The sequence below is a fragment of the Oxynema mangrovii CENA135 genome (genome assembly GCF_016632315.1).
GTDB classification, from domain to species: Bacteria; Cyanobacteriota; Cyanobacteriia; order Cyanobacteriales; family Laspinemataceae; genus Oxynema; species Oxynema aestuarii.
In genome coordinates, this window is the sequence record NZ_JAEOXH010000002.1 from 54,081 (window position 1) to 78,358 (window position 24,278).

Consider the following 24,278-nt stretch of genomic DNA (forward strand, 5'->3'; position numbering starts at 1 on the left):
TTTAACGGTTCTCGTTGTTATTGCTGAATTTCGGTTCATTTTCCATGGAAAAATCTCCCCGTCTCTACTTTATCGCGCTCTTGCCTCCGACCGAACTGCAAGCGGAGGTCACCGCCATCAAGCAGGATTTTGCCGATCGCTACGGCAGTTCTCACGCCCTCAAATCTCCCCCTCACGTGACTTTACAAGCCCCGTTTAAATGGGTTGAGGAGGATCTCGATCGCCTGACCGAACTGTTGCGCCAATTTGCCCGATTTCACGATCCGATCGCGATCGCCCTTTCCGGGTTCGGGGCTTTTCCCCCTCGGGTCATCTATATTCATGTCGAAAAAACACCGGAACTTTTACAAGTCCAAGCCGAGTTAGCACTTGATTTAGAACGCCGTTTAGGGATTGTAGACGATCGCGCCCGAGGACGCGCTTTTTCCCCTCACATGACCGTGGCCTTTAAAGATTTAAAACGGCAAGCCTTTAAAGCAGCTTGGCCCGAATTTCGCGATCGCCCTTTTGCCGCCCAATTTACCGTTCCCGAGTTAACTTTACTCCTTCACCGCGATCGTCAGTGGCAGATTTACACCCAGTTTCCCTTTGAGGGGGAAGAAAACCATAATGCTTAAAAGATAGATAGATATAGACAGATAAAAGATAAAGAGACGCTAACGATCGGGCATTGCCTTGTCCCTCCGGGGGTTTTGCTATTTTTAGAAACCCTTGCGGATCTTCTCTTTTTTGCCTTAAAAACGATTTCTTCCCGATTCCCCATTCCCATTCCCTAGAATTGACATCCTTTCACCCCATCAGATCCCCCCATCGGGTGAAGTGAATCGTAAAATTTCAAAGTTAAAATAGCATTTCGAGCGATCGCCATGACGAGTTTAAGATCGATTTAAGAGCAATTTAACCTTACCCTAAAATCAAAACAATATCGATCTGATAACTTGGCGATCGGACAATTCAGGGAATTAAAATCTGATGGAAAGAATCGCAGCAAAATCACCGATTTTATCGGAAGTTAAAGCCTGCCTACAATTATCAATTCCCTTAGCGGCTGCCCAACTCGCTCAAGCCTCGACCAATTTTGTCGATACGATCATGATGGGATGGTTGGGTAGCGAACGTTTAGCGGCTGGGGCATTAGGTTCGATTTCATTTAGTACCCTTCTTTTAATTGGAACCGGGCTGTTATCCTCTGTCGGGGCAATGGCTGCTGTAGCCTATGGGGCTGGAGAATACAAAAAAATTGGCCGAATTGCCGAACAAGGATTGTGGTTGGGAATGGGGGTTTCGATCCCGATCGCGATCGTCATTTGGAACTTTGCAGCGATCGCTGTCCACTTCGGTCAAAATCCCGAGACTGTAGCCATTGCTCAAACCTATTTGCGCGCGATCGTCTGGGGCTTTCCCGGTGCAATGGGATTTATTGTTTTACGCAATACTTATTCTGCCATTCACCGTCCCAATATTATTTTAGCGATCGTCATCGGCAGCGTGCCAATTAATGTAATTGGCAACTACATTTTAATGTTTGGTAAATTCGGATTTCCCGAACTCGGGTTAGCCGGGATCGGTTGGGCGAGTACCTTTTCTTTCTGGGCTGCTTTCCTAACGGCAGTGGCCGTTATCCAGCTTAAAAAAGAGTTTAAACCGTATCGAATTTTTGCAACCATCCGCCATTTTTATCCCCCCGTTTTTTGGGAAATCCTCCACATTGGATGGCCGAGTGGTATTTTATTGGCCATTGAAGCGGGTTTATTTACCGTGACTACGTATTTAATGGGATACCTGGGGACGGTTCCCCTCGCCGCCCATTATGTTGCCCTCCAAACGGCCTCGATTACCTTTATGGTCCCCGTGGGTATTTCTTACGCGACGACCATGCGCGTCGGTCACGAACTGGGACGCAAAGATCGGCAAGGGTCGAAACGGGCCGGATCGGTGGGTATGGGCATCGGCGGCTTGTTTATGGCAGTTATGGCGGTGTGTGTCTGGCAATTTCCGCGATCGATTGTTGAGGTTTATCTCGACGTAAGTAATCCGGAAAATAGTGCGGTGGTCGAGTTGGCGATTTCGCTGTTGGGAATTGCTGCATTTTTTCAAATTTTTGATGGGGTTCAAGTTATTGCAGCAGGTGCGTTACGCGGTTTAAAAGATACCCGCATCCCGATGGCGATCGGTTTGTTTTCTTATTGGGGGGTCGGTTTGGTTTCTGCCTATTGGATGGCGTTTAAGTTGGGCTGGGGGAGTTTGGGATTGTGGTGGGGTTGGGTGCTGGGTTTGGGAGTTGCCGCCCTGATTTTGCCCTGGCGTTTTTATGCTCTAATTTCCGATAAGTTCGAGGGTGAAACTGCACGATCGCAGGGGGTCTTGGAATTGAAAACAGGTGGAGAGCAGACCTTGGAGATCGAATAACTGCCCAGGGGCGATCGCGCGCTGCCCGCTCGCTACAATCGAAAGTGTCCTGTTCCCAAGCTGTTTCGATCTATCATGCGCGTGTCGATCGCCCCATTTACCGTTCGCAAACGCTTCGCCCTGACCATCAGTCGGGGAACGACCGCAGAAAGTACCAATCTTTGGCTCAAAGTCGAACACGACGGGATCGAAGGATGGGGGGAAGCGTCCCCGTTTTCGGCGGGCGGACCGCCCCAAACCACGGAGACGATCGCCCGTTCCCTCGAACCGATCTTCAATCTGGCCGATTGTTGGTCTCCCTTCGACCGCCAACAAATCGAACTGGCGGCGATCGAATGGAAATTACCCTCGGCGGCGAAAGCGGCCCTCGATACGGCCCTGTGGGACTGGATCGGCAAAAAGGCGGGATTGCCGTTATGGCAATTATGGGGCTTACAGCGATCGCGCATCGTCCCCACGTCGGTGACCGTCGGGATCGGTTCCCCGGAAAAGGCGATCGAACGCTTACAAGATTGGCTCAAATTCGTGCGAGTTAAAGCGGTTAAAGTCAAACTCGGATCCCCGGACGGGATCGACGCGGATCGCGCCATGTTCGAGGCGATCGCCCGCGAAACCCCGCCGCGACTGAAGTTCAGCGTCGATGCCAATGGCGGCTGGTCTCTAGAAGAGGCAATAATTATGTGCGATTGGCTGGCAGGCCAAAAAGGGGTTAAATACGTCGAGCAGCCCCTTCCCGTCGTCGCCAGAGCCGAATTACGGGAACTTTACGACCGTTCCCCTCTACCGATTTTTGTCGATGAAAGCTGTCACACCAGTGCCGATATCCCCCCATTGGCAGACCGGGTTCATGGCATTAATATCAAACTGATGAAATCTGGCGGCTTGAGTGAAGCCATGCGGATGATTCATACCGCCAAAGCCTGCGGGTTGCAGGTGATGTTCGGTTGCTATTCCGACAGTATTTTAGCGAATAGCGCCCTCGCCCAACTCTCTCCCCTCGCCGACTATCTCGATTTAGACAGTCACCTCAACTTGCGCGACGATCCCTTCGAGGGGGCGACGATGCAACGAGGTTGTTTACTTCCCAACGATTTACCCGGTTTAGGAGTCCAACACCGTGCAACTCACTCCCGATCGTAGAGTCGCTATCCTCCTGCACGAGGGCATTCTCGGCAGTATCGGCAAAACTGGATTGACGTTATTGCGCTACAGCGAAGCGACGATCGTCGCGGTCATCGATCGCGAATGCGCGGGGCGATCGCTCCCGGAATTAACGGGAATCGATCGCGAGGTTCCGATTGTCGAGTCCGTCGAAGAGGCCCTCACCTACCATCCCGATATTCTGGCGATCGGGATCGCGCCCCCCGGGGGTGGGCTCCCGCCGTCGTGGTTTATGGAACTCCAACACGCGATCGCCGCAGGAGTCTCGATCGTCAACGGGTTGCATACTTCCCTCGCCAACCATCCGGAATTACGCCACAGTTTGCGCCCCGGTCAGTGGATTTGGGACATCCGTCAAGAACCCGTCGGCTTGCAAATTGGCAGCGCCCAAGCCCGGGAACTCTCGTGTAAGCGGGTGTTAACGGTGGGAACCGATATGGCGATCGGTAAGATGTCGGCGAGTATCGAACTGCACCGACGGGCGCGCGATCGCGGTTTGCGCTCTCAATTCCTCGCCACCGGACAGGCGGGACTGGCAATTTCGGGGGAAGGGATTCCCCTCGATGCGGTGCGCGTGGACTTCGCCGCCGGGGCCGTCGAACAAATGGTGATGCGTTACGGTCGCGATCGCGATCTGGTGTTTGTCGAAGGGCAGGGTTCCTTATTTCATCCCGGTTCTACCGCCACTTTACCCCTGATTCGCGGCTCCCAACCGACTCACTTAGTTCTGGTTCACCGCGCCGGACAAACCCACATTCGCAATCACCCTCACGTCCCGATTCCACCGTTACCCGCCGCGATTCAAATCTACGAATCGATCGCCCACGCGGCGGGGGCATTCGCCCCGGTTCCCGTCGCCGCGATCGCCCTCAATACCAGAGATTTAGACGATGCGGGGGCGAAAGGCGCGATCGCCGCCGTGCAACGGGAAACCGGGTTACCCTGTGCCGACCCCGTGCGCTTCAGTGCCGATCCGATTTTGGATGCTTTGGTCGGGTGCTAGGCAGGTGCTAACGCAGCTCGTGCCAGCATTCCCGGGCGATCTCCCAATCTTCTCGCGCCCGCACCAGCAAGACTCGCACCCTCGAATCCGGCGCGGCGATATCCGTATCCACAGGGGATCGATCGTTTTTGTGCGGATCTAATTTAACGCCAATCAGCGCCAACGCCTCGCACGCCGCCTCGCGAATTTGCGGGTGGTGTTCGCCGACTCCTCCGGTAAATACGATCGCGTCCGCGCCTCCCAACGCCACCAGCATCGATCCGAGGTGAGCGTTGAGGGATTTTTGGTATAATTTCAACGCCAGTCGGGCGCGATCGTTTCCCCGGGCGATCGCCGCGTCGAGCTCGCGCAAATCGCCGGAAACGCCCGAAATTCCTTTCAAACCGGACGATCGATTGAGCATGTTATCTACATCTTCCGGCGTGAGATCGTGCTGTTGTTGCCAGTAGAGTAGCAGTCCCGGATCCACGGATCCCGATCGCGTCCCCATCATCAAGCCTTCTAACGGGGTAAATCCCATCGTCGTATCGATACTGCGCCCTCCGGCGATCGCCGCCAGAGAACAGCCATTGCCTAAATGACAGGCAATCAAGCGCAAGTTTTCTAAGGGTTTGCCCAACAGTTGTGCGGCGCGCTGGCTGCAATATTGATAGCTGATGCCGTGAAATCCATAACGGCGGATGCCGCGATCGTACCACTCGTAAGGCACGGGATAAATCGCCGCTTCCGGCGGTAAGTGGGCGTGAAAGGCGGTATCGAAGACGGCAACCTGGGGAATTTCCGGTAAAATCTCTTCGATCGCCTCGATTCCTTCTAAATTGGCGGGGTTGTGCGATGGAGCCAGGGAGGACAATTCGGCGATCGTGCGTTTGACATCGCGATCGATCGTCACGGGCGATCGATACTGGTCGCCGCCGTGAACGATGCGATGTCCGACGGCATCGATTTCTTGAGGGTGGGCGATCGCTTTTGTTTTCCCTTCCCACAAGGTTTTTAACATCTGCGCGATCGCGGGCGATCTCGATTCTGTAGGGTTTTTAATTGCTAATGTTTTCTCTAATCTTTGCTCCCCTTTTTTTGCCGTTAATTCCGCCACTCCCCCGTGACGAGTCCAATCGATTTTAGCTTCCCACAAGGGAGAATTAGGTACTATTTTAGGACGATTTTTTATGTCATAAAGGCAACTTTTCTGACTGCTAGATCCGGCATTTAAAACTAAAATCTTCATAAACTTTCATAAACTCTCATACAGCACTCGGGCGATCCGATCGAGGTACAGTGCCGATCCCCCTAAATCCCCCTTATTAAGGGGGATTTAGGGGGATTTAAGGGGGGTTGGGGGGATCTTTGCCTCTTGTAACTCATGACAGCGCGAATTGCTGTAAGCATAGCTGATGACCTTAAAATCAGGCTAAATACACCGCATCATTTCAAAATCGGCGAAGAGAGAGGCTCCCTTCGATCGCCCTGAGAACCTCTCTCAATTCATCCTTCTTTTAAAAGGAGCGACTAACACCACTGCCAGTTCGTAATTTCGGCAGGATCGACCCCATTTTCACAGATATATTTGCTGTGTTCCGCTAACACGTATTCGTAATGGCGGACGCGATCGTTCGCGTGGGCGGCGACCCGAGAATTGCGCCGAGAACCCAAACGAATCGCCTGCATAATCAGATGATAACGACTGGCTCGATTGCGAACTAACATATCGAACGGCGTGGTCGTATTGCCTTCTTCGCGATAGCCGTTAATATGGAAGCGATCGAGATTCGGACGACCGAAAATGAGTTGTTCGATGAGAGAAGGATAGCCGTGAAAATTGACAATCACCGGGCGATCGCTCGTAAATAGCGCCTCAAACATATCCGCATCCAAACCGTGAGGATGTTCGGATTGTTCTTCGAGAACTAACAAGTCCGTCACATTAACCACGCGCACTCGCAAATGAGGCATTTACGATCGCAAAATATGAGCCGCCGCCAGCACTTCGACGGTAGGAACGTCGCCAATTCCGACGAGAACCACATCCGGATCGACCCCATCATCCGTACTCGCCCACGGCCAAACCGAGGCCCCGGCGCGGCAGTGTGCGATCGCCTCTTCCATTGACAACCATTGCGGCATCGGGTTCTTATTCGCCACCACTAAATTGACATAACCCGTACTCTGCAAACAGTGGTCTAAGGTACTGATTAAGCAGTTCGCATCAGGGGGTAAATAGACCCGAGCAAACTCCGCTTTTTGGTCGAGAACGCTATTGAGAAAACTGGGATTTTGGTGAGAAAATCCGTTATGTTCCTGTCGCCATAACGTCGAACTTTCGAGATAGTTTAACGAGGCGACGGGCAGACGCCAGGGAAATTCTTTAGAGACTTTTACGAACTTGGCATATTGATCCATCATCGTCGTCACGATCCCTAAAAATGCTTCGTAAGACGGGAATAAACCGTGACGTCCGGTTAATAAATAACCTTGCAACCAGCCCTGACAGTTATGCTCGCTCAACACTTCTAAGACGCGACCGCCGCGCGATCCGATATTTTCGTCGTCCGCATCGGTAGGCCATTGAAAATTACGTTGGGTCAGGTCGAACACTTCGCCCAAACGGTTCGATTCGAGTTCGTCCGGGCTGAAAATCCGGAAATTTTGCGGGTTGAGGGCGATAACCTGTTTGAGATATTTGGCTAATTGTTCCGTATTGCCGAGTTGGCGATCGCCCCGCTTGCAAGTGCCGTCCGTTTCTTGGCGTTCCACGGGGACTTCCGACTCGAACAAGTCGGGCAAATTGAGGGCCTCGCGCATCCGTCCGCCAAAAGTATGCGGATTGCAGCCCATCCGCCGATCGCCTTGCGGACAAAGGGTGAGGATGTCCGGTTCGGGCGTGCCGGACTCGTCGAACAACTCCTCGGGACCGTAGGACCGCAACCATCGTTCTAATTTTTGGCGTTCGCCTTCCTGACTTTTAACGTGTTTGGCCGGAACTTGGTGCGATCGATAGGAGCCTTCGATCGGTTCGCCGTGCAGTTCCTCGATCCCCGAGAGTCCTTTCGGCGATCGCAAAATTAATATCGGCCAGCGCGGTTGGGCGATCGGTTCGCCGGATCGGGCGGCCTGTTGGATCCGGCAAATCTCCTGATAAGCCCAATCCATCGAAGCGTAGAGGTCCGCATCGAGGTCGTCGTCGCCGACGATTCGCACTTGATAGCCATAGCCGGAAAACAAGTGAAGTAAATCTTCATCACTCATCGATCCGTAGATCGTGCGACTCGAAATTTTGTACTGATTTAAGTGTAAAATCGGTAGCACCGCTCCCGACTCGGCGGGATCGATATACTTATAGCTGTGCCACGCCGTCGCCGTCGGCCCGGTTTCCGATTCGCCATCGCCGACGATACAGGCAACGATGAGATCGGGATTGTCCATCACCGCGCCGAAGGAAGTCGCCAGGGCATAGCCGAGTTCGCCCCCTTCGTGAATCGTGCCGGGAATGCCGGGATATAAGTGAGACGGGAAGCCCCCGGGCCAGGAGAACCGTTTGATAAAGTCGTGAAGACCTGCCGCGTCGAACGTCAATTCCGGATAAAACTCTTGCAACGAGCCTTCCAGATACAGGTTGGCCAAGTTAGCGGGCGCCCCGTGTCCCGGTCCGGTGACCAGAAATAGATTGACATCGTAGCGACGAATGAGGCGATTGAGATGGGCGTAAATTAAGTTAATGCCCGGGGTCGTTCCCCAATGACCTAACAAACGATCTTTAATATGTTCCGGTTGCAGGGGATCTCGCAAAAGTACGTTATCTTTGAGATAAATTTGGGTGGCAGCGAGATAATTCGCCGCGCGGCGGTAGCGGGCGATCGCCTCTAACTGTTCTCGGTTGTGTTCGCGAACTTGCCCCACATCGATTTCGGGACCGGATTGAGTTTTGATGGGGGTCACGGTCATAAAAAATCTCCTAAATACACCGTCGCGAGAAATTCGGCAATCGCGCCGAATTTCCCAAAAATCAAATTATTGAGTTTTTCAAATGCTTTGAACGTCCACTAGCATCCTAGCGATCGTCCGGCGCGATCGCTTCCCCCTCTGGGTAGATCTCGACGACGTTGACAAATTTAAGGCATTGAAAAACTCAACTTTTTTTACCCAAACTTATTCATCTTCGGCAATCTCTCGCGGTGAATTAGATGAAAATCCCCCGATCAATCCATTCGCCGTTCCGAACAAATTGATCGGATTGTTGCCATCGGTAATTAACACGCTTTGCAGTCCCAACCCTTCCAACAGTCGGGCTTGCATTTCCGGTCCGGATTGGGCGATCGCCCGGATCGTTTCCGCCCCCAACGCCGAAACTTTTTGGGCGAATTCTACACTGGTAATCTCCGCCATTTGTCGGGCTTTTTCAACCTCTAAATTATCGAGGGTTTGACGGTGAGCGAGTTCGGCTTCCTGACGGGCACGCAGTTGGTTTAATTCCACTTGCGCGCGAATTCTCGCCGCTTCCGCATCTTGTTGGGCTAAATTAACCTGTAACTCCCCTTGAATTTGAGCCGCTTGTGCTTTGGCGCGCGCCTCCGCCATCGCCTGTCCGGTGGTTTCGATCGCCGCATTTTCCGCCTGTAATTCTAATAGGTTTTTGCGCTCGACTTCCGCCGCGCTTTTATCGACGATTCCCTGACGTTCCAATCGCGCCCGCGCTTCTTGTTCGATGCGTTCGGCATCGTGACGGGCTGCAGCTTCTTGGGCGTCGGTGGTAATTTGAATGGCTATTTGAACCGACTTTTGCAAGCTTTTTAAGGTCTCTTCATCGACGGGTTCGACCGATTGAATGTCGATATTGGTAATCACGAGATTGTTCGTGCGGAATCGAAATTCATCGCGAATGTGACCTTCATTGTCCAACCCAAACACCGCTTGGCGAATAATTCGCGCCGAATTGCGGTGAAATTCGTCAAAGTGAACCCCCGCCACCGATCCGCGTACCCGCGAGGCGATCGCCTTACAAGCATCGCCGACAAAATCGGGGACTTGAAACAGTTTTGCCGTCTGTTCTTCGTCGCTTTTATCGACGTCGAAATACCAGTTATAAGATAACTGCAATTGCAGGCGGGCGTGGTCGGAAGTTTCCACCGTAAAAATATCGGTCATGAAATCCGGTCCTAACAGTAAAGCGAGGGATTTAATGAGGTTAGGACGTTTGGGTTTACCGCCGGACAAACTCAACACCGTAAAGGCTTCGTCGGGACCGAGCATGACTAAATCGGGACCGAAAACCGTGCGGGCGCTGCGTTCTTTATAATCGTGAATTTGAGCGGCGGCATTTTGCGGAACGTGAAAGACGACCGCACGAGTTCGATCGCGATCGTGCGATGTAGAAAAAGGTAAGCGCGCTCGTTCTAAATTTTCTTCATCCCCCGGATTTACGTAGTCGCCGCGATCGGCGATCGCGTCGTTTTTTCGCCCCAATAATCGATCGACAACGGGCGGTAATTCTTTCTCCCACAACTCCTCGTAAGGGGTCAGCATATAAGCTTGCGGACCGCTTACTAATTTTAATTCCCCGCTTTGAATGTCGCGCACGTAAATCCCTTCATTTTTATCGAGGGGAATAGCTTTGCGTTTTTCAACGACTTCGACCTCTACCCGAGGGATATAGTCGCACGGACCGTTAATCATCCATAAATCCCCCGGATTGCGCCGCACGATCGCGTCTGCTTCACCTTCGCTAAATGCTTCGTTCGCTCGCAATAAAAGGGCTTCGCGTTCCCCGAGGACGTAAATTTCTTGAATGCCGTTTTCTAAGGATTCTCCGGGATGTAAAAAGAAAGAGGTTCGTCCTTGACGGACTTCTCGCATTCCAAATTGAGGCTTACCTAATTCATCGATCGGATCGACGACAATGCACCATTGACGATCGCTTAACGTGGTAATTTGAACTTCCCCGATGACTTCCTCGTAAACGTCGGGAATATGAATTTCGGCATTTTGAAATGTAACCAGCCACTCGTCTCCGGCTTTGCGTTGCCGATTGAAAATATCGGTAAACGTGCGTTTGGCTTTCAGATGTAAAGCTTGGCGATCGGTGAGGATAAAAGCTTTAATAATACCGACAATTTCTTCGTCAACTCCCGGTAAATAGGCTCCTTCTTCTCGTACTAACCATTCTTCTCCAGCTCGCCGTCGGTATCCTTGGCGATCGATGCAATTTTGTCGGGCTAATAAACGTAAAGCTTGATTGGTTTTAATCACCGTCGCTTTAACGGTTTCGATGACTTCAACTTCGATGCGAGGAATGTAGGTTCCCGGCCCTTCAAATAACCACTCGTCTCCCGCAACGCGATCGATCGCTTCCGTGCGCGTTTCTCCGTCCTCAGTGACGGTTCGGGTCTCGGTAAAATCGCGAATTGCTCGCAATCTTAGGGCGCAATTTGTTTCGACAACTTGCAGTTGAGTAACGTCACAATCGAGTTGTTCTCCGGGATAAAGTGGGAACGGTTCTTGAGACAGACGAATTTCACGATCGCCATAACGCAATTCAATTTCACCGCGATCGTTGACGCGAGGTTCTCCATTTTCGTCGCGGCGAACGGGATTGGCAACGATGCAGTAATAACGGGGTGGAACGACGATCGTGGGGTGCGCTTTTAAGACTAATCGTTCGTGATCGCGTAAGGTTACCGTTTGCGGCCCGAGTTCGAGTCGGGTAATCCCGGTATTGTTATCTAAAACATGGATATATTGTTGGGGTTTGAGGCGAATGACTCCATTAGCCGTGAATAAATCGAGATCGCTCGCTTCGGCAATTTGCTCGGGTTTACCCATGTTAAATATCCTTTGCTCGCAGGATTTTGAGCGTGAAATATCTCCATTTTAAATCTGTCTTAAATCGTCGCGCGATCGGCTGGAGATCGACTCGAATCGACCGATTAACTGCTTCGCCGGACTGGGGGATCGGCGAGTCAGTGGCGATCGCGCCGAGATTTCTCGACCGATTTTCGATGGTTCCTCAGTCCTATCGGCTTTTTTAAATTCCGCCTGTGATTTCGATCTCATGGGGGATCGGGCGATCGTGGAGTGCGCGCGATCGCCCTTTGAAATCATACTTCAGTTAGATCGCTGTTTGGAATAAAGTTCATACCAACGAGAGATTGGTTATTTCTCTATGTTCGTTAAGATAATTACTGTGAGATTAAAGATTTTTCTCTTTTTCCACTTTAGTTAATTGTTGTTTGATATTGACCGACATGACCATCGCCATTCGAGAAGACATTACCTATATTTTACTCAAAAAACTGCGCGACGCTGGGGAAGCTGAAGGAAACCCCCAGATCGAGTTTTCGGCGGCAGATTTTGGCAGCAATCCCGTCGATGAGAAAACCTTACTCGGCAATCTCGACTATCTCAATCGCAATGGCTATATTGAAGTCGAATATACGGGCAGCCCCCACGCCGAACAGGTCTCGAAACTGAGCGCCCCTGTAAACGTTAAAGCGGCAAAAATTACCGACAAGGGCCGGGAAATGCTGCAAAAAATGGAAGCGAACCCCCCGGAATCCCTCGCGGAAAATTCACAGCAGCGCGCGATCGGCGATCGGCAAGTTTCTTTCTTAGAAAAAGTTAGGGTAAAAGCTGCTCTTCCGGATATTTTTGACGCGCGCAATCTCAGCGAAGTCGTGTTTAGAACGATGCGCGATTTGATGCCCAATCAAACAGTGGATAAAGTCGCGGATCAATTACATACACAAGCTATTTCTAGTGATAATAAAGCGCTGCAAGATGAGATTGTGGATTTGTGGATGGATACCAATCCCATTGTCACCTGGATCGGTCGAATTCGTCCGCCTCTGAAGATCGATGCTGACTTATTCGTGCGACGGGTTGCCCAAGAAGGCGGTATTCCGCGCTATACGGATCCGGAAACGGTAATTCGTGCGGTTTTTGCCGCCACTAAAGATGAATTATCCCGCGATCGCGTCGAAGAAATTAGCGAGTTTCTGCCCGGTAGAATTCAGCAAATGTGGCAAAACGCCTGAACGATCTAAGTTTAATAAATTCTGTCTGAAAAGTTGAGGAAATTATCGAAATGAAAACCCAAGAACACGAACCGAAAAACTTAACAATTAATCCTGGCGATTACGTTCCTAACGAACCGCAAACTTTAGAAGAAAAAGCCCGTCAAGTCGCGGTAGATGTTGCGGATATTACGATGGAACATGTTAAAATTCCCACCTATTTTATCGTTGAAGATGGAGAAGGAAATAAAGAAGCCCTCCATCACGTGCGAGATGCGGAAGAAATTTCTGACGTGATTCGCCAAGCGAGAATGGATGAGAATGGCGATCGCCGATGGTGGTAATCCCAGTTCTATAAATTCTAAATTCACCAAGATTTAGAAGCCCGAGAAAGTACGGCATTATTTGCCGTACTTTTTGGCGATCGCCCGCCTCAATGCTATACTAATTGAGTCGATTTCGGCGTAGCGTAGATCCCTAAAAATGAACATCGGTATCGTCACGCAAGCGAGAATGACCTCAACTCGCTTACCGGGAAAAGTATTAAAACCCGTTCTCGACAAACCGCTTTTGCAATATCACCTCGAACAATTACAACGAGTTCAACTGGCCGATCGCGTTATTGTAGCAACGACAACAAACGTAACGGATAATCCAATTATTGAATGGTGCGATCGCCTCGCTATTCCTTACTATCGCGGTTCGGAAAATGACGTACTTTCCCGATATTATCACGCCGCAAAAACGTATCAAATCGATCCAATTATTCGCGTCACTTCCGACTGTCCCCTGATCGATCCCGAACTCGTCGATCGCCTCATTCAAAGTTATCTCGACAGTCAGCCTCAAGTCAATTATCTCTCCAACTGTTTGGAGAGAACTTATCCCCGAGGAATGGATGCAGAAATCTTTTCTTTTAAGAGTTTAGAAGAAGCTTTTCAAGAAGCAACCGCCCAACCCAATCGCGAACACGTTACCCCATTTATTTACCGTCAGCCCCAACGCTATCGAATCGCTCATTTAAAGGATAAAGAAGATAACAGTCATCATCGCTGGACGGTCGATACACCGGAAGATTTTCAATTAATTGAAAAAATTATCAGAAGCTCGTGTACTTTAGGAAAACCACTTACCTTGAAAAATTGTTTAATATTGTTAGAAGAGCATCCAGAATGGTCGAAAATTAATACCCATATAGAACAGAAAAAATATGGGCAATAATCAGTCAAACTTCAAATTTCTGATTCGCGCCGATGCCTCTACAGCGATCGGAACGGGTCACGTGATGCGCTGTTTGGCATTAGCACAAGCTGCCAAACAAAACGGCGATCGCCCGATCTTCGTTATGGCTGATTGTAGCCGCGCGATCGCCGATCGCCTCAACGCAGAAGGAATCAAAGCAATCGAAATTGAACCGCAACCCGGTAGTGTAGAAGATTGCCAAAAAACTATAGAAATTTCTCGTAAATTGAACATAAAATACTTGGTTTTAGACGGCTATCAGTTTAAAACTAAGTATCAAAAAAGGATCGCGGAAGCGGGATTAAATTTTTTATTTTTAGACGATTACGGACATGGTGAAAGTTATTATGCGAATTGGATATTAAATCAAAATATTTACGCCAATGACAGCTTTTACAAACAGCGATCGCCCGACACCCAACTGTTACTCGGCACTCGTTACGCCTTACTGCGCTGTGAATTTTGGGCGTGGCGGGGATGGCGACGAGAAATTGCCCCGATCGCCCGTAAAATTCTAGTCACATTAGGTGGCGGCGATCGCGATAACGTGACTTTAAAAGTCATTCAAGCCTTACAACATTTAGACAACTCGGATTTAGATGTTGCGATCGTCATCGGTGGAAGTAACCCCCATTATTCTAGTCTCGAAAAAGCGGCTCGATCTTCAAAGTTTTCAATTCGGTTGCTGCAAAATATCACCGATATGCCAGAATTAATGGCATGGGCCGATCTAGGGATTTCAGCCGGAGGGAGTACCTGTTGGGAATTGGCGTTTATGGGATTGCCGAGTTTGACAGTGATTCTCGCAGAAAATCAACGGGCGATCGCCGAAACTTTAGCCAAAGAAAAGATCGCTATTAATTTAGGAGACTATCGAGAGTTAGACCTCAATAGAATGACGCAGGCGATCGCAGATTTACTAGGTTCTAAAACTAAACGCGCGCAAATCTCGCAACGCGCCTGTCAACTCGTAGATGGAGAAGGAAGCGAACGAGTTTTAATGCTTTTAGAAGGTGAAAAGATTCGATTGCGATCGCCCCAGGATCGCGATTGTCGGTTACTGTGGCAATGGGCCAACGATCCGGATGTAAGAAATACCTCATTTTCCAGCGATCCCATCCCTTGGGAACATCACGTGCAATGGTGGCGATCGCACTTGAATAATCCGAATTCATTAATTTATTTAGCACTCGATCGCGACGATCGCGCGATCGGTTCGATTCGCTATTTAATTGTCGAGAACGAAGCCGTTGTTTCTATCAATATCGATCGCCAATTTCGCGGTTTGGGTTACGGAACCCATTTGATTCGCTTGGGAACGCAAAAGCTATTTTTAAACACCACCGTTCCAATCGTCCACGCCTATATCAAACCGACCAATAAACCCTCGATTAAAGCTTTTTCTAAATGCCATTTTAAATTTAAGGAAAACATTAGTTATCGCGGACAGCCAGCCCTGTGTCTATCTTTAATTAGACAAGAATATTTCAATAATATTCAATAACATTAAATAATATTCAATAACCATGAACACGATTAAAATCGGTAACTATTCGATTGGAATCGAGCATCCGCCCTTTATTGTGGCTGAAATGTCCGGCAATCACAATCAATCTTTAGATCGCGCCTTAGAGATTGTCGAAGCGGCGGCGGCGGCTGGAGTTTCCGCAGTTAAACTACAAACTTATACGGCGGAGACGATGACCCTCGACCTCGCCGAAGAAGAGTTTTTTATTAACAATCCCGATAGCCTTTGGCACGGTTATTCTCTTTACCAACTTTACGAAAAAGCACATACTCCCTGGGAATGGCACCAGCCTATTTTCGATCGCTGCCAACAATTAGGCATCATCGGCTTCAGTACGCCTTTCGATGCAACTGCCGTTGATTTTCTCGAATCTCTAGCCGTTCCTTGTTATAAAATTGCGTCTTTTGAAAATACCGATTTGCCGTTAATTCGTAAAGTTGCCAGTACGGGAAAACCGTTAATTATTTCTACAGGAATGGCGACGATCGCCGAATTAGATGAAACGGTGAGAACGGCGAAAGAAGCGGGATGTCGATCCCTCATTTTATTAAAATGTACGAGTACCTATCCGGCGACACCGGAAAATAGTAATTTGCGAACTCTTCCCCATTTACGCCAACTTTTTGATGTCGAAGTCGGTCTTTCCGATCACACGATGGGTGTCGGCGTTGCGGTGGCGAGTGTGGCTTTTGGAGCCACATTTATCGAAAAACATTTTACCCTCAGACGAGCCGATGGGGGTGTCGATTCCGCTTTTTCGATGGAACCACAGGACATGCAACAATTGGCGATCGAAACCCAGAGAGCTTGGCAATCATTGGGGCGAATTCAATACGGCCCGAGTGACGCAGAAAGGGCTTCAATGGGCTTTCGTCGTTCTTTATATGTGGCGCGAGACATGAAGGCGGGAGACTGTTTTACTCCGGAGAATTTGCGGGCGATTCGTCCGGGGTTGGGGTTGTCGCCCAAATATTATCAAATCTTGCTGGGGAAAGTGGTTAAAAAAGATTTAAAAAAGGGAACTCCGGTAAGTTGGGACGTGATTTAATTTTAGATTTTAGATTTTAGATTTTAGATTTTAGATTGAGATTTATTGGGAGAAAGGATGACTGGGTTGATGGATTTTAAGGTTTAATCTACGATAGGGACACGACAATACCGTGTCCCTATTGGTGATGCTAACTCATCACCATGCCACCATCAACATTGAAGGTTTGACCTGTAATATAGGCGGCGGCGGGGTCGGCGGCGAGGAAGCGAACCATTCCGGCGACTTCTGCGGGTTGTCCGTAACGTCCGAGGGGAATAAATTTGAGGATGTCGTCGGCTTTGAGATCTTTGGTCATGTCAGTGGCGATGAAACCGGGGGCGACGGCGTTGACGGTGACGCCACGACTGGCGAGTTCTTTGGCGATGGTTTTAGTAAAGCCGATGACCCCTGCTTTGGCGGCGCTGTAGTTGGCTTGTCCGGGGTTCCCCATTTGTCCGGCGACGGAGGCGATGTTGACGATGCGACCGGATTTTTGCTTGAGCATGATTTTCGCGACGGCCCGGGTGGCGAGGAAAACTCCGGTGAGGTTGAGGTCGATGACGGCTTGCCAGTCTTCGGGTTTCATGCGCAGAAGCAAGGTATCGCGGGTGATTCCGGCGTTATTGACGAGAATATCAACGCGGCTGCATTGTTCGATGGTGGTTTTGATGAGGGCGTCTACTTCGTCGCTTTTGGACATGTCGGCTTGGACGGAGATCGCCTGTCCTCCGGCGGCGGTAATTTCGCTGACGACTTGATCGGCGGCGCTACTCGATCGCGCGTAGTTGACGACGACGGTGGCCCCTTCGGTTGCCAAGGCGATCGCGATCGCCCGTCCGATGCCCCGGGATCCTCCGGTAACGATCGCCACGCGATCGCGCAATTTCTGTACGGACTCTGGCAAGAGTTCCATTAATTTTTTCCCTTTTCACTTGATTGCAAACTCACTTATTTTAAGGTGAAATGCGATCGCGCGCATGGGATTGTTTTCTCTCGCAAGCTGCGCCGATTCTCATCGCATCTAACGGCGATCGATATTTGTGCATTTCTAGAAAAACGGGATCGCACTTGCACCCAAGTCTCGCTATCATAGAAATGTTTTCACGCCACACCGTTAATGGTGTTTGTGACTGATGGCCGTCAAAAAACAGTTCAACAGTTTTGATGAAATGCTCCAACAATCGGAGTTGCCCGTGTTGGTCGATTTTTATGCCAATTGGTGCGGGCCTTGTCAGATGATGGTGCCGATTCTGAACGAAGTTAATGCCAAACTCAAACAACGGCTAAAAATTGTCAAGATCGACACGGAGAAATATACAGATTTAGCCACGGATCATCATATTTATGCATTACCGACGTTAGTTTTATTTAAAGCGGGCAAACCTGTAGAGCGTTTTGAAGGACTCAGAAGCGCCGAACAACTAATTGCAGAACTCGAACCTTTGTTGTAAATCGATCGCCCGTTTTTAAGTCTGTTCTGCGTTCTCTTCTCAGCCGTTATTGTTTGAGCGTTTAACTTTTGAATACGCCATCTCATGCGTTAGTGAATTTGGCCATTTTTAGCCAAGTTTCCCTCTCTCAATATCCGGGGGCGATCGTCGTCGGGGCGATCGCCCCAGATTTACCGATTTTTGTGTTTTATTTTTACTCGAAATGGGTTCTCCGGCGATCGGAACGGGAAATTTGGACGGAGGGCTATTGGCATCCACGGTTACAGAATATCGTGGCGATCTTGCATTCGATTCCCTTAGCGATTCTCGGGGCGATCGCCTGTCATGTCTTCAATTTCATGGAGGGAAAAATCTTCTGTCTGAGCATTCTGCTCCATTGTTTCGGAGATTTACCCGTCCATCACGACGACGCCCACCGTCACTTTTTCCCTTTTAGTTCTTATCGGTTTATCAGTCCGTTTTCTTACTGGGATCCGAACCATTATGGTCGGTGGGTCGCATCGGTAGAACTGGCGATCGTCTTATTAGCGAGCGTGCAAATTTTGCCAATTTTTACCCATGCGATCGCGCGCGGGGCGATCGTTGCCATCAACAGCTTTTATGCATTCTTTTACAGCCGCTATTATTTAATCCCACTCTTGAGAAAACTCGGGTCATCCTAGAACCGTGCGATCGTCTAAAATCTAGAATCTAAAATTTAAACTCTAAAATCTAAACTCTAAAATCTAAACTCTAAAATCTCAAGACCGCCGAATATTAAAACAGCACCAATCTTGACGCCGCCAGAGAGTCGCGACGACCCAGCCATGCTGTTCGAGAGTATCGGCGACAGGTTTCGCTTGTTCGAGCAGTACCCCACTAATAATTCCCCAGGTACTCGGTTTGCAAATATTATCCATCTCGGGAATTAAATCTAAAATGGTTTCGGCGAGGATATTGCAAATAATCCCATCGACAGGTTCTTCGATCAGTTGTTTGACCCGTTCGACACTGCCGAGTTTAACTAACATTTTCGACTCGGGAATTTTATTGAGTTCGCGACACCGACGGGCGGCCCGAACGGCGAGGGGGTCGATATCCACCGAGTAGGCTTTCCCGGCGCCCAACAACAGCGCCCCGATGGATAAAATTCCCGAACCGCAACCGATATCGGCCACTTGTACCCCAGAATCGCTCGGATCGAAGCCCAAACGCATTTCTAACGCTTCGAGACAAAGTTGAGTGGTGGCGTGGGCACCCGTACCGAAAGCGGCGCCGGGGTCCAAGCGTAGGAGCAGGCGATCGCACTGTTCCGGAAGGGGAAGCCACGCCGGATAAATCAAAAAGCGATCGCCGATCTCTTGCGGGTGCCAATGTTTTTTCCAACTGATCGCCCAATCTTCCTCCTCGATTAAATTCCACTGCATCGCGGGAGTGGGCAATCCGATCGCGAGAGCATCTTGGCGCAACAGTAGGGAAAGCGCGGACAAATCCAGCATTTGAGCGCGTTCCTGGGGCAGATAGGTGGAAATCAAACAGGAATGACCCTTTAGCTCCGTAGCCATCCCGCGACAGCCGAAACTTTCCAAGCGCCAGAAGATCGAATCTTCCAGAGCGGGATCGCACAGCACTTGAATTTCCCACCAATTGTTGGCCATAGTTTGCAATTGAAGACTTCGGGGGTGAGCAGTTGGGGAATGCACCGAGAGGAGAGGGGCGGGAGATCCGGTCGTCCGCGACCCCACCGATCCCCTTTCCTTGTGATTCAGTGGCGATCGCCGCTTACAGCGTTACGGTGTAGGCATCCCGGATCCCCGGTACTTTCTTAATTTCATCGAGCAATCCATCCGGCAGGGGATCGTCAATACTCAAAACCATCACCGCATCGCCGCGTACAATTTTGCGACCGACTTGCATACTGGCAATATTGACGTTAAAACTGCCGAGCAAAGACCCGATTTTACCGATAATTCCCGGCATATCGCGGTGTCTTGTAAACAGCATATAGTGATTTGGGGGAACGTTAATCGGAAATTCGTCAATATCGGTGATTCGGATTTCACCATCCCCTAACAAAGCCCCCGTCACCGCGTGATCTCCTAACGATCCCTTAGCTTCCAAGTGAAGCGATCCGGCATAGTCGCGAATCGATGCATCGCGGGTTTCGATCACGCGGATGCCCCGTTCTTTGGCTTCGATGCTGGCGTTGACGTAATTGACGCGCTCGCGCAGGGCTTGGGATAACAAACCCTTGAGGGCGGCGACGACCACGGGCTGACTGTCGTTGTTGGCCAAATCCCCTTGCATCCGGACGTTGAGCAACTCGATACGACCCCCTGCAACTTGTCCGACCAAATTACCCAACGTTTCGGCCAGTTGCAGATAAGGTCTGAGTTTTTCGAGGGCGTCGGGATAGAGTCCGGGGATGTTGACCGCCGAACGGGCGGGCAATCCGAGCAGAACATCCCTGATTTGTTCGGCCACATCGATCGCCACATTCACTTGAGCTTCTGCGGTAGAAGCGCCCAAATGCGGGGTAAGAATCAACTGTTTGCCGACACTGCGCAGGGGGGAATCGGCTTCGAGGGGTTCGTTTTCAAAAACATCTAAAGCGGCGCCGCCGATCCGTTCTTCCCGCAGGGCTTCCGCTAAGGCGGATTCGTCGATAATCCCGCCTCGGGAGCAGTTAACAATCCGCACGTTGGGCTTCATTTTCGCCAAGGCGGCGGCGTCGATCATGTTCGCCGTTTCTGCGGTTTTGGGAACGTGGAGGGTGATGTAGTCGGCTTCGCGGAAAAGCAAATCCAGATCGACCAACCGACAGCCGATTTGTTCGGCGCGTTCGGTGGAAATGAACGGATCGTAGGCAATCAATTTCATGCCCATCGCTTTAGCGGCGGCGGCGACGTGGGAGCCAATTTTCCCCAAGCCGACGATCCCGAGGGTTTTTTTATAAACTTCGGTACCGACAAACGCCTTGCGGTTCCACTTGCCGCTTTTGACCGATTGGTTGGCATCGGGAATGTAGCGAGAAAGGGAGAGCATCATGGCGATCGCGTGTTCGGCGGCGGCGATCGTATTGCCTTCGGGCGAGTTGACGACGACAATCCCTTTACGAGTGGCTGTGGCAACGTCCACATTATCGACACCGACGCCCGCACGGCCAATAATTTTAAGCTGGGTGGCAGCTTCGATGATTTCTTTGGTGACGCGGGTGCCAGAACGAATCATCAGCGCGTCGTATTCTGGGATGACGCGCACTAAATCTTCCTGGGATAGACTGGTTTCGACATCGACTTGAGCAACTTGCGAAAGGATATCAATCCCAGCTTGGTCAATTGGATCGGAGACGAGAAGCTTTGGCATGGTCAGCGTTTAAGTGGCAACAAAAAACAATAGTCCCGGAACGACTGAGGGTGAATGCATGAGCCGCAATAGCCGCCTAGCATTGGCGAGCTTCGGGACTTGACGGGCGATCGACATCGGTGGTGTCAAGCAGCAATCTTGCGCTTACCTCGCCACTCGGCAGACTTGCTGCAGTAGGACATTTTAACCGTAAATGGGGCGCTTACAGGGTCGAGGGGGGAAATTTTTTAGGTTGGCAAGGGGCGATCGCCTCGGCTTCACTCCGGTTGCCCTGTTCTCGATTCTCCCCATTGCTCTAAAATTTTTATTTAATCGCAAGGATTTTTGTTTTTTTAGTTTATGAATTATTTGGTTGCCGTTTTTCCCGATCGCATTCAGGCCGAAGAGGCGTACTGTACCCTCGAAAAAGAAGGCTTATCTGCGAATCAAATCCAAATTTTAGGCAAAGGCTACAAAAGCGCCGATGAGTTTGGCTTGATCGACCCGAACGAGCAAGCGTACAAACAAATCAAATTTATGGCCCTATGGTTGGTTCCGTTCGGATTTGCCGCCGGGACGACCTTCAGCATCATTACGGGCTTGAATACCTTCGCTTGGGCGGGGGAACTCGGCAATCACTTGGTCGGTGGGTTGCTGGGAGCTGCTTCGGGAGCAATGGGCAGCTTTTTTGTCGGTGGCGGGGTCGGGATTGCCCTCGGCAGTGGCGACGCCCTCCCCTATCGCAATCGCCTCAATGCGGGGAAGTATTTAGTCGTGGTCACCGGAAGCGAAACTCTGACGCGCCAAGCGTCGCGACTGTTACGCAAGTTAGAACCGGAAAATTTGCAAGGGTACCAACAACTCTAGTGCGAGAGCGCGGCAACGGGGAGCGGGCGATCGCCGTTGCCGCGCTCTTCTCGCTTCGTCGATCGCCAAAAAATATTTGTAAATCCCTCTAGACATTGTAAGAACTCAGTGCTAATAATTGGGGAGCATCGAGGGGAAATTCGCCCCCGAATTGGCCTAGTTTTTAAACTTCTTTGACCGCGCGATCGCCCGTTTGGCCGCAAACGAGGGCGATCGGCGAGGGTCGCATCTATACGCCATTTTTATATAACCGATGAAACGTCAGGGTTCGTCGGCGATGACTGCCTCGGGAAATTTGGCATTTCCCCGGGATCGATCGCCGATTTCAAGATCGCCCGATCGCGATGGCTCCAGTGACGCGATCGCCCTGGACTCCTCTCTTTTTGCCTAAAGTGAGACAAATAACAGATAATTTAGATCGATTTTCCCTTCGCCTTGCCCTTCGCCAAGGGCTTTACCGATTCGCACGGCTCAGTGTTTCCCAACAGTTCTCCATTTTTTTGCGATCGAGCCTCGGCGCGATCGCCCTCGTCAGCGCGGGATGGGCCGATCTCGGCGCGATCGCCGCGCCCAGAGAAGCGGATCCCCTCGCTCAAATCACCTCGGTCTCACAATTGTCCGACGTGCAACCGACGGACTGGGCCTTTCAAGCCTTGCAATCCCTCGTGGAAACCTACGGCATCCTCCAAGGCTATCCCGATGGCAGCTTTCGCGGCGATCGCGCCCTCACCCGCTACGAATTCGCCGCCGGACTCAATGCCTTTCTCGACACGATCGCCGTCGGATCCGTAGACCTGACCCCGGAAGATCTCGCCGTTGTCGAACGACTGCAGGCGGAATTTGCCGCCGAACTCGCCGCCACCCGCGATCGCCTCGCCGACGTGGAAACCCGCCTCGCCGAGGTAGACGCCCGTCAATTCTCCACTACCACCAAACTCAACGTCCTCGCCACTTTCAACGTCGCCGCCGCCACGGCGGGGGACGATCTGCGGGTCAATCGCCTCGATCCCGGCGATACGGGCAGTGGTTCCGGACGCGACGCCGACGGTCGGGCGATCGTCAGTCGCGTTCGCGAAGACCCCAGCATCACTTTTTCCGAGGCGATCGCCTTCTTTCTCACTACTTCTTTCACCGGAAAAGATACTTTAATTACCACCTTGGTCACGGGAAACGGTAATTCGCCGACCAACAACTATACATCAGACGGCTGGTTTAACAGTTTCGGCACCCCGGTTTTAAATCTCACGCCCACCCCGGAAACGAACCGCCTCAGTATTTCCGAGGCCATTTATATTTTCCCCGTCACCCCTTCCGTGCAACTGGCGATCGGGCCGAAATTCCTGTGGTCGCGCTTCTTCGACAGTAACGCCTTTACCTCCGCTTTCGGTCGCGGCGCCAGTGGTTTCGATACTTACGGCTCCCCCCTGATTAACGATCTCGCCCGCAGTTCCGGAGCTGTCGCCACCTGGCGCATCAGCGAACAGTTCGAGTTACGCCTCGGTTACGCGGCGATCGATAGTAGCGACCCCAGTGAGGGTTTATTTCGCGGCGATCGCGCCCTCACCACACAATTGACCATCTCTCCCCTTCCCAATCTCAACTTACGCTTACTCTACGATCGCTCCCAAATCGCAGCCAGCAACGGTCAAGTGAGCGGCAGACCTCTCATCGGTGTCGCCGACGACGGCTTCGGCGGCGATCTCGAAGACGCCAACGCCGATGTCTTCGCGGTCAACTTCGATTGGTTAGTTTCTCCGAAATTCGGGCTGTTCGGACGCTACAGCTACGGCAATATCGATATCGATCCGGCGAGCGATGCGGTTCCCGGCGGCGATTTGACCGTGCAGTCCCTCCAACTCGGCATGGCATTTCCCGATTTGGGCAAAGAAGGATCGTTAGCCACTTTATCTTATGTGATTCCCTTCAGCCCGATCGAGGGACGACGATTTTTAGTGTCCGGCGATGGCGATGGCGGAACTCAGTACGAAATCGAAGCGACCTATTATTTTCCCGTTACCGATAAAATTGCGGTGATTCCTTCCTTATATTGGATTGGTAATGCCAATAATTTTAATAGCAATCCCAATATTTATACGGGAACGGTGAGAACGCAGTTTAATTTTTAGAACGGGGATCGAAATCGGAAATTGTCACTCCTCCAGTGCAACCGTAGAGTTGCTGATTTTAACCCCGGGAGATCGCCCAGGGAAGACGGGCGATCGAAAACATCATTCACCCCATTTGTTTGAACGAGAAA

At 50.8% G+C, this 24,278-nt stretch carries 18 protein-coding genes and 1 pseudogene; 13 read left to right on the forward strand and 6 right to left on the reverse strand.

The annotated features are described in order from the left end of the window. Positions 1–44 precede the first annotated feature (44 nt). The 4 genes from JJD41_RS14175 (at position 45) to JJD41_RS14190 (ending at position 4,573) form a co-directional block, all read left to right on the forward strand. Positions 45–617: a 2'-5' RNA ligase family protein gene (locus tag JJD41_RS14175; RefSeq protein WP_200667440.1), complete on the forward strand. Its 573-nt coding sequence runs from the start codon at positions 45–47 to the stop codon at positions 615–617. Between the two features lie 355 nt (positions 618–972). Next, positions 973–2,409, forward strand: a complete 1,437-nt coding sequence (locus tag JJD41_RS14180; RefSeq protein ID WP_200667442.1) for an MATE family efflux transporter — start codon at positions 973–975, stop codon at positions 2,407–2,409. 75 nt (positions 2,410–2,484) lie between these two features. After that, complete coding sequence (locus JJD41_RS14185; protein ID WP_200667444.1) at positions 2,485–3,549, forward strand: dipeptide epimerase; 1,065 nt, start codon at positions 2,485–2,487, stop codon at positions 3,547–3,549. Continuing rightward, positions 3,527–4,573 (forward strand): DUF1611 domain-containing protein, encoded by a 1,047-nt coding sequence (locus JJD41_RS14190; RefSeq protein ID WP_200667453.1) that lies wholly within the window; start codon positions 3,527–3,529, stop codon positions 4,571–4,573. The genes JJD41_RS14185 and JJD41_RS14190 overlap by 23 nt, the downstream gene beginning before the upstream one ends. 7 nt (positions 4,574–4,580) lie before the next feature. On the opposite strand, the gene JJD41_RS14195 is transcribed toward JJD41_RS14190, so the two are convergent. From JJD41_RS14195 to JJD41_RS14205, 3 genes and pseudogenes are all read right to left on the reverse strand, one after another. After that, a complete protein-coding gene (locus JJD41_RS14195) occupies positions 4,581–5,801 on the reverse strand; it encodes an acetate/propionate family kinase (RefSeq protein ID WP_200667455.1) in 1,221 nt (406 codons plus the stop codon). A 281-nt stretch (positions 5,802–6,082) separates the two neighbouring features. After that, positions 6,083–8,515 (reverse strand): annotated as a pseudogene (locus tag JJD41_RS14200) (phosphoketolase family protein). A gap of 204 nt (positions 8,516–8,719) precedes the next feature. Further along, entirely contained in the window at positions 8,720–11,389 is a 2,670-nt protein-coding gene (locus JJD41_RS14205; RefSeq protein WP_200667457.1) for a colicin uptake protein, read from the reverse strand. A gap of 422 nt (positions 11,390–11,811) precedes the next feature. Here JJD41_RS14205 and JJD41_RS14210 point away from each other — a divergent pair, with 422 nt between their 5' ends. From JJD41_RS14210 to pseI, 5 genes are all read left to right on the forward strand, one after another. Beyond that, entirely contained in the window at positions 11,812–12,600 is a 789-nt protein-coding gene (locus JJD41_RS14210) for a DUF2267 domain-containing protein (protein WP_200669200.1), read from the forward strand. A 50-nt stretch (positions 12,601–12,650) separates the two neighbouring features. Next, positions 12,651–12,923, forward strand: a complete 273-nt coding sequence (locus JJD41_RS14215; protein ID WP_200667459.1) for a hypothetical protein — start codon at positions 12,651–12,653, stop codon at positions 12,921–12,923. 139 nt (positions 12,924–13,062) lie between these two features. Beyond that, positions 13,063–13,800, forward strand: coding sequence for a cytidylyltransferase domain-containing protein (locus tag JJD41_RS14220; protein WP_234488827.1), 738 nt, complete (start codon positions 13,063–13,065; stop codon positions 13,798–13,800). Beyond that, positions 13,790–15,325 carry a UDP-2,4-diacetamido-2,4,6-trideoxy-beta-L-altropyranose hydrolase gene (pseG, locus tag JJD41_RS14225; RefSeq protein ID WP_200667469.1) on the forward strand — a complete coding sequence of 512 codons (1,536 nt, stop codon included), beginning with the start codon at positions 13,790–13,792 and terminating at the stop codon, positions 15,323–15,325. Before JJD41_RS14220 ends, pseG begins: the two co-directional genes overlap by 11 nt. Before the next feature lie 22 nt (positions 15,326–15,347). Then, a complete protein-coding gene (pseI, locus tag JJD41_RS14230) occupies positions 15,348–16,397 on the forward strand; it encodes a pseudaminic acid synthase (protein ID WP_200667486.1) in 1,050 nt (349 codons plus the stop codon). A gap of 130 nt (positions 16,398–16,527) precedes the next feature. Here the strand turns inward: pseI and fabG are convergent, their stop codons facing one another. Continuing rightward, positions 16,528–17,292, reverse strand: a complete 765-nt coding sequence (gene fabG / locus JJD41_RS14235; protein WP_200667488.1) for a 3-oxoacyl-[acyl-carrier-protein] reductase — start codon at positions 17,290–17,292, stop codon at positions 16,528–16,530. Between the two features lie 220 nt (positions 17,293–17,512). On the opposite strand from fabG, the gene trxA reads away from it, so the two are divergent. Then, complete coding sequence (gene trxA, locus JJD41_RS14240) at positions 17,513–17,830, forward strand: thioredoxin (protein ID WP_168571267.1); 318 nt, start codon at positions 17,513–17,515, stop codon at positions 17,828–17,830. Between the two features lie 68 nt (positions 17,831–17,898). Beyond that, positions 17,899–18,492: a hypothetical protein gene (locus JJD41_RS14245; protein WP_234488828.1), complete on the forward strand. Its 594-nt coding sequence runs from the start codon at positions 17,899–17,901 to the stop codon at positions 18,490–18,492. 78 nt (positions 18,493–18,570) lie between these two features. On the opposite strand, the gene prmA is transcribed toward JJD41_RS14245, so the two are convergent. Continuing rightward, positions 18,571–19,467, reverse strand: coding sequence for a 50S ribosomal protein L11 methyltransferase (gene prmA, locus JJD41_RS14250; protein WP_200667490.1), 897 nt, complete (start codon positions 19,465–19,467; stop codon positions 18,571–18,573). Positions 19,468–19,591: 124 nt separating this feature from the next. Continuing rightward, positions 19,592–21,175: a phosphoglycerate dehydrogenase gene (gene serA / locus JJD41_RS14255; protein ID WP_200667492.1), complete on the reverse strand. Its 1,584-nt coding sequence runs from the start codon at positions 21,173–21,175 to the stop codon at positions 19,592–19,594. 339 nt (positions 21,176–21,514) lie between these two features. Here serA and JJD41_RS14260 point away from each other — a divergent pair, with 339 nt between their 5' ends. Together JJD41_RS14260 and JJD41_RS14270 are read left to right on the forward strand one after the other, a co-directional pair. After that, entirely contained in the window at positions 21,515–22,021 is a 507-nt protein-coding gene (locus JJD41_RS14260; RefSeq protein ID WP_200667494.1) for a hypothetical protein, read from the forward strand. Positions 22,022–22,365: 344 nt separating this feature from the next. Further along, entirely contained in the window at positions 22,366–24,147 is a 1,782-nt protein-coding gene (locus tag JJD41_RS14270; protein WP_234488829.1) for an iron uptake porin, read from the forward strand. The last annotated feature ends 131 nt before the right edge of the window (positions 24,148–24,278 follow it).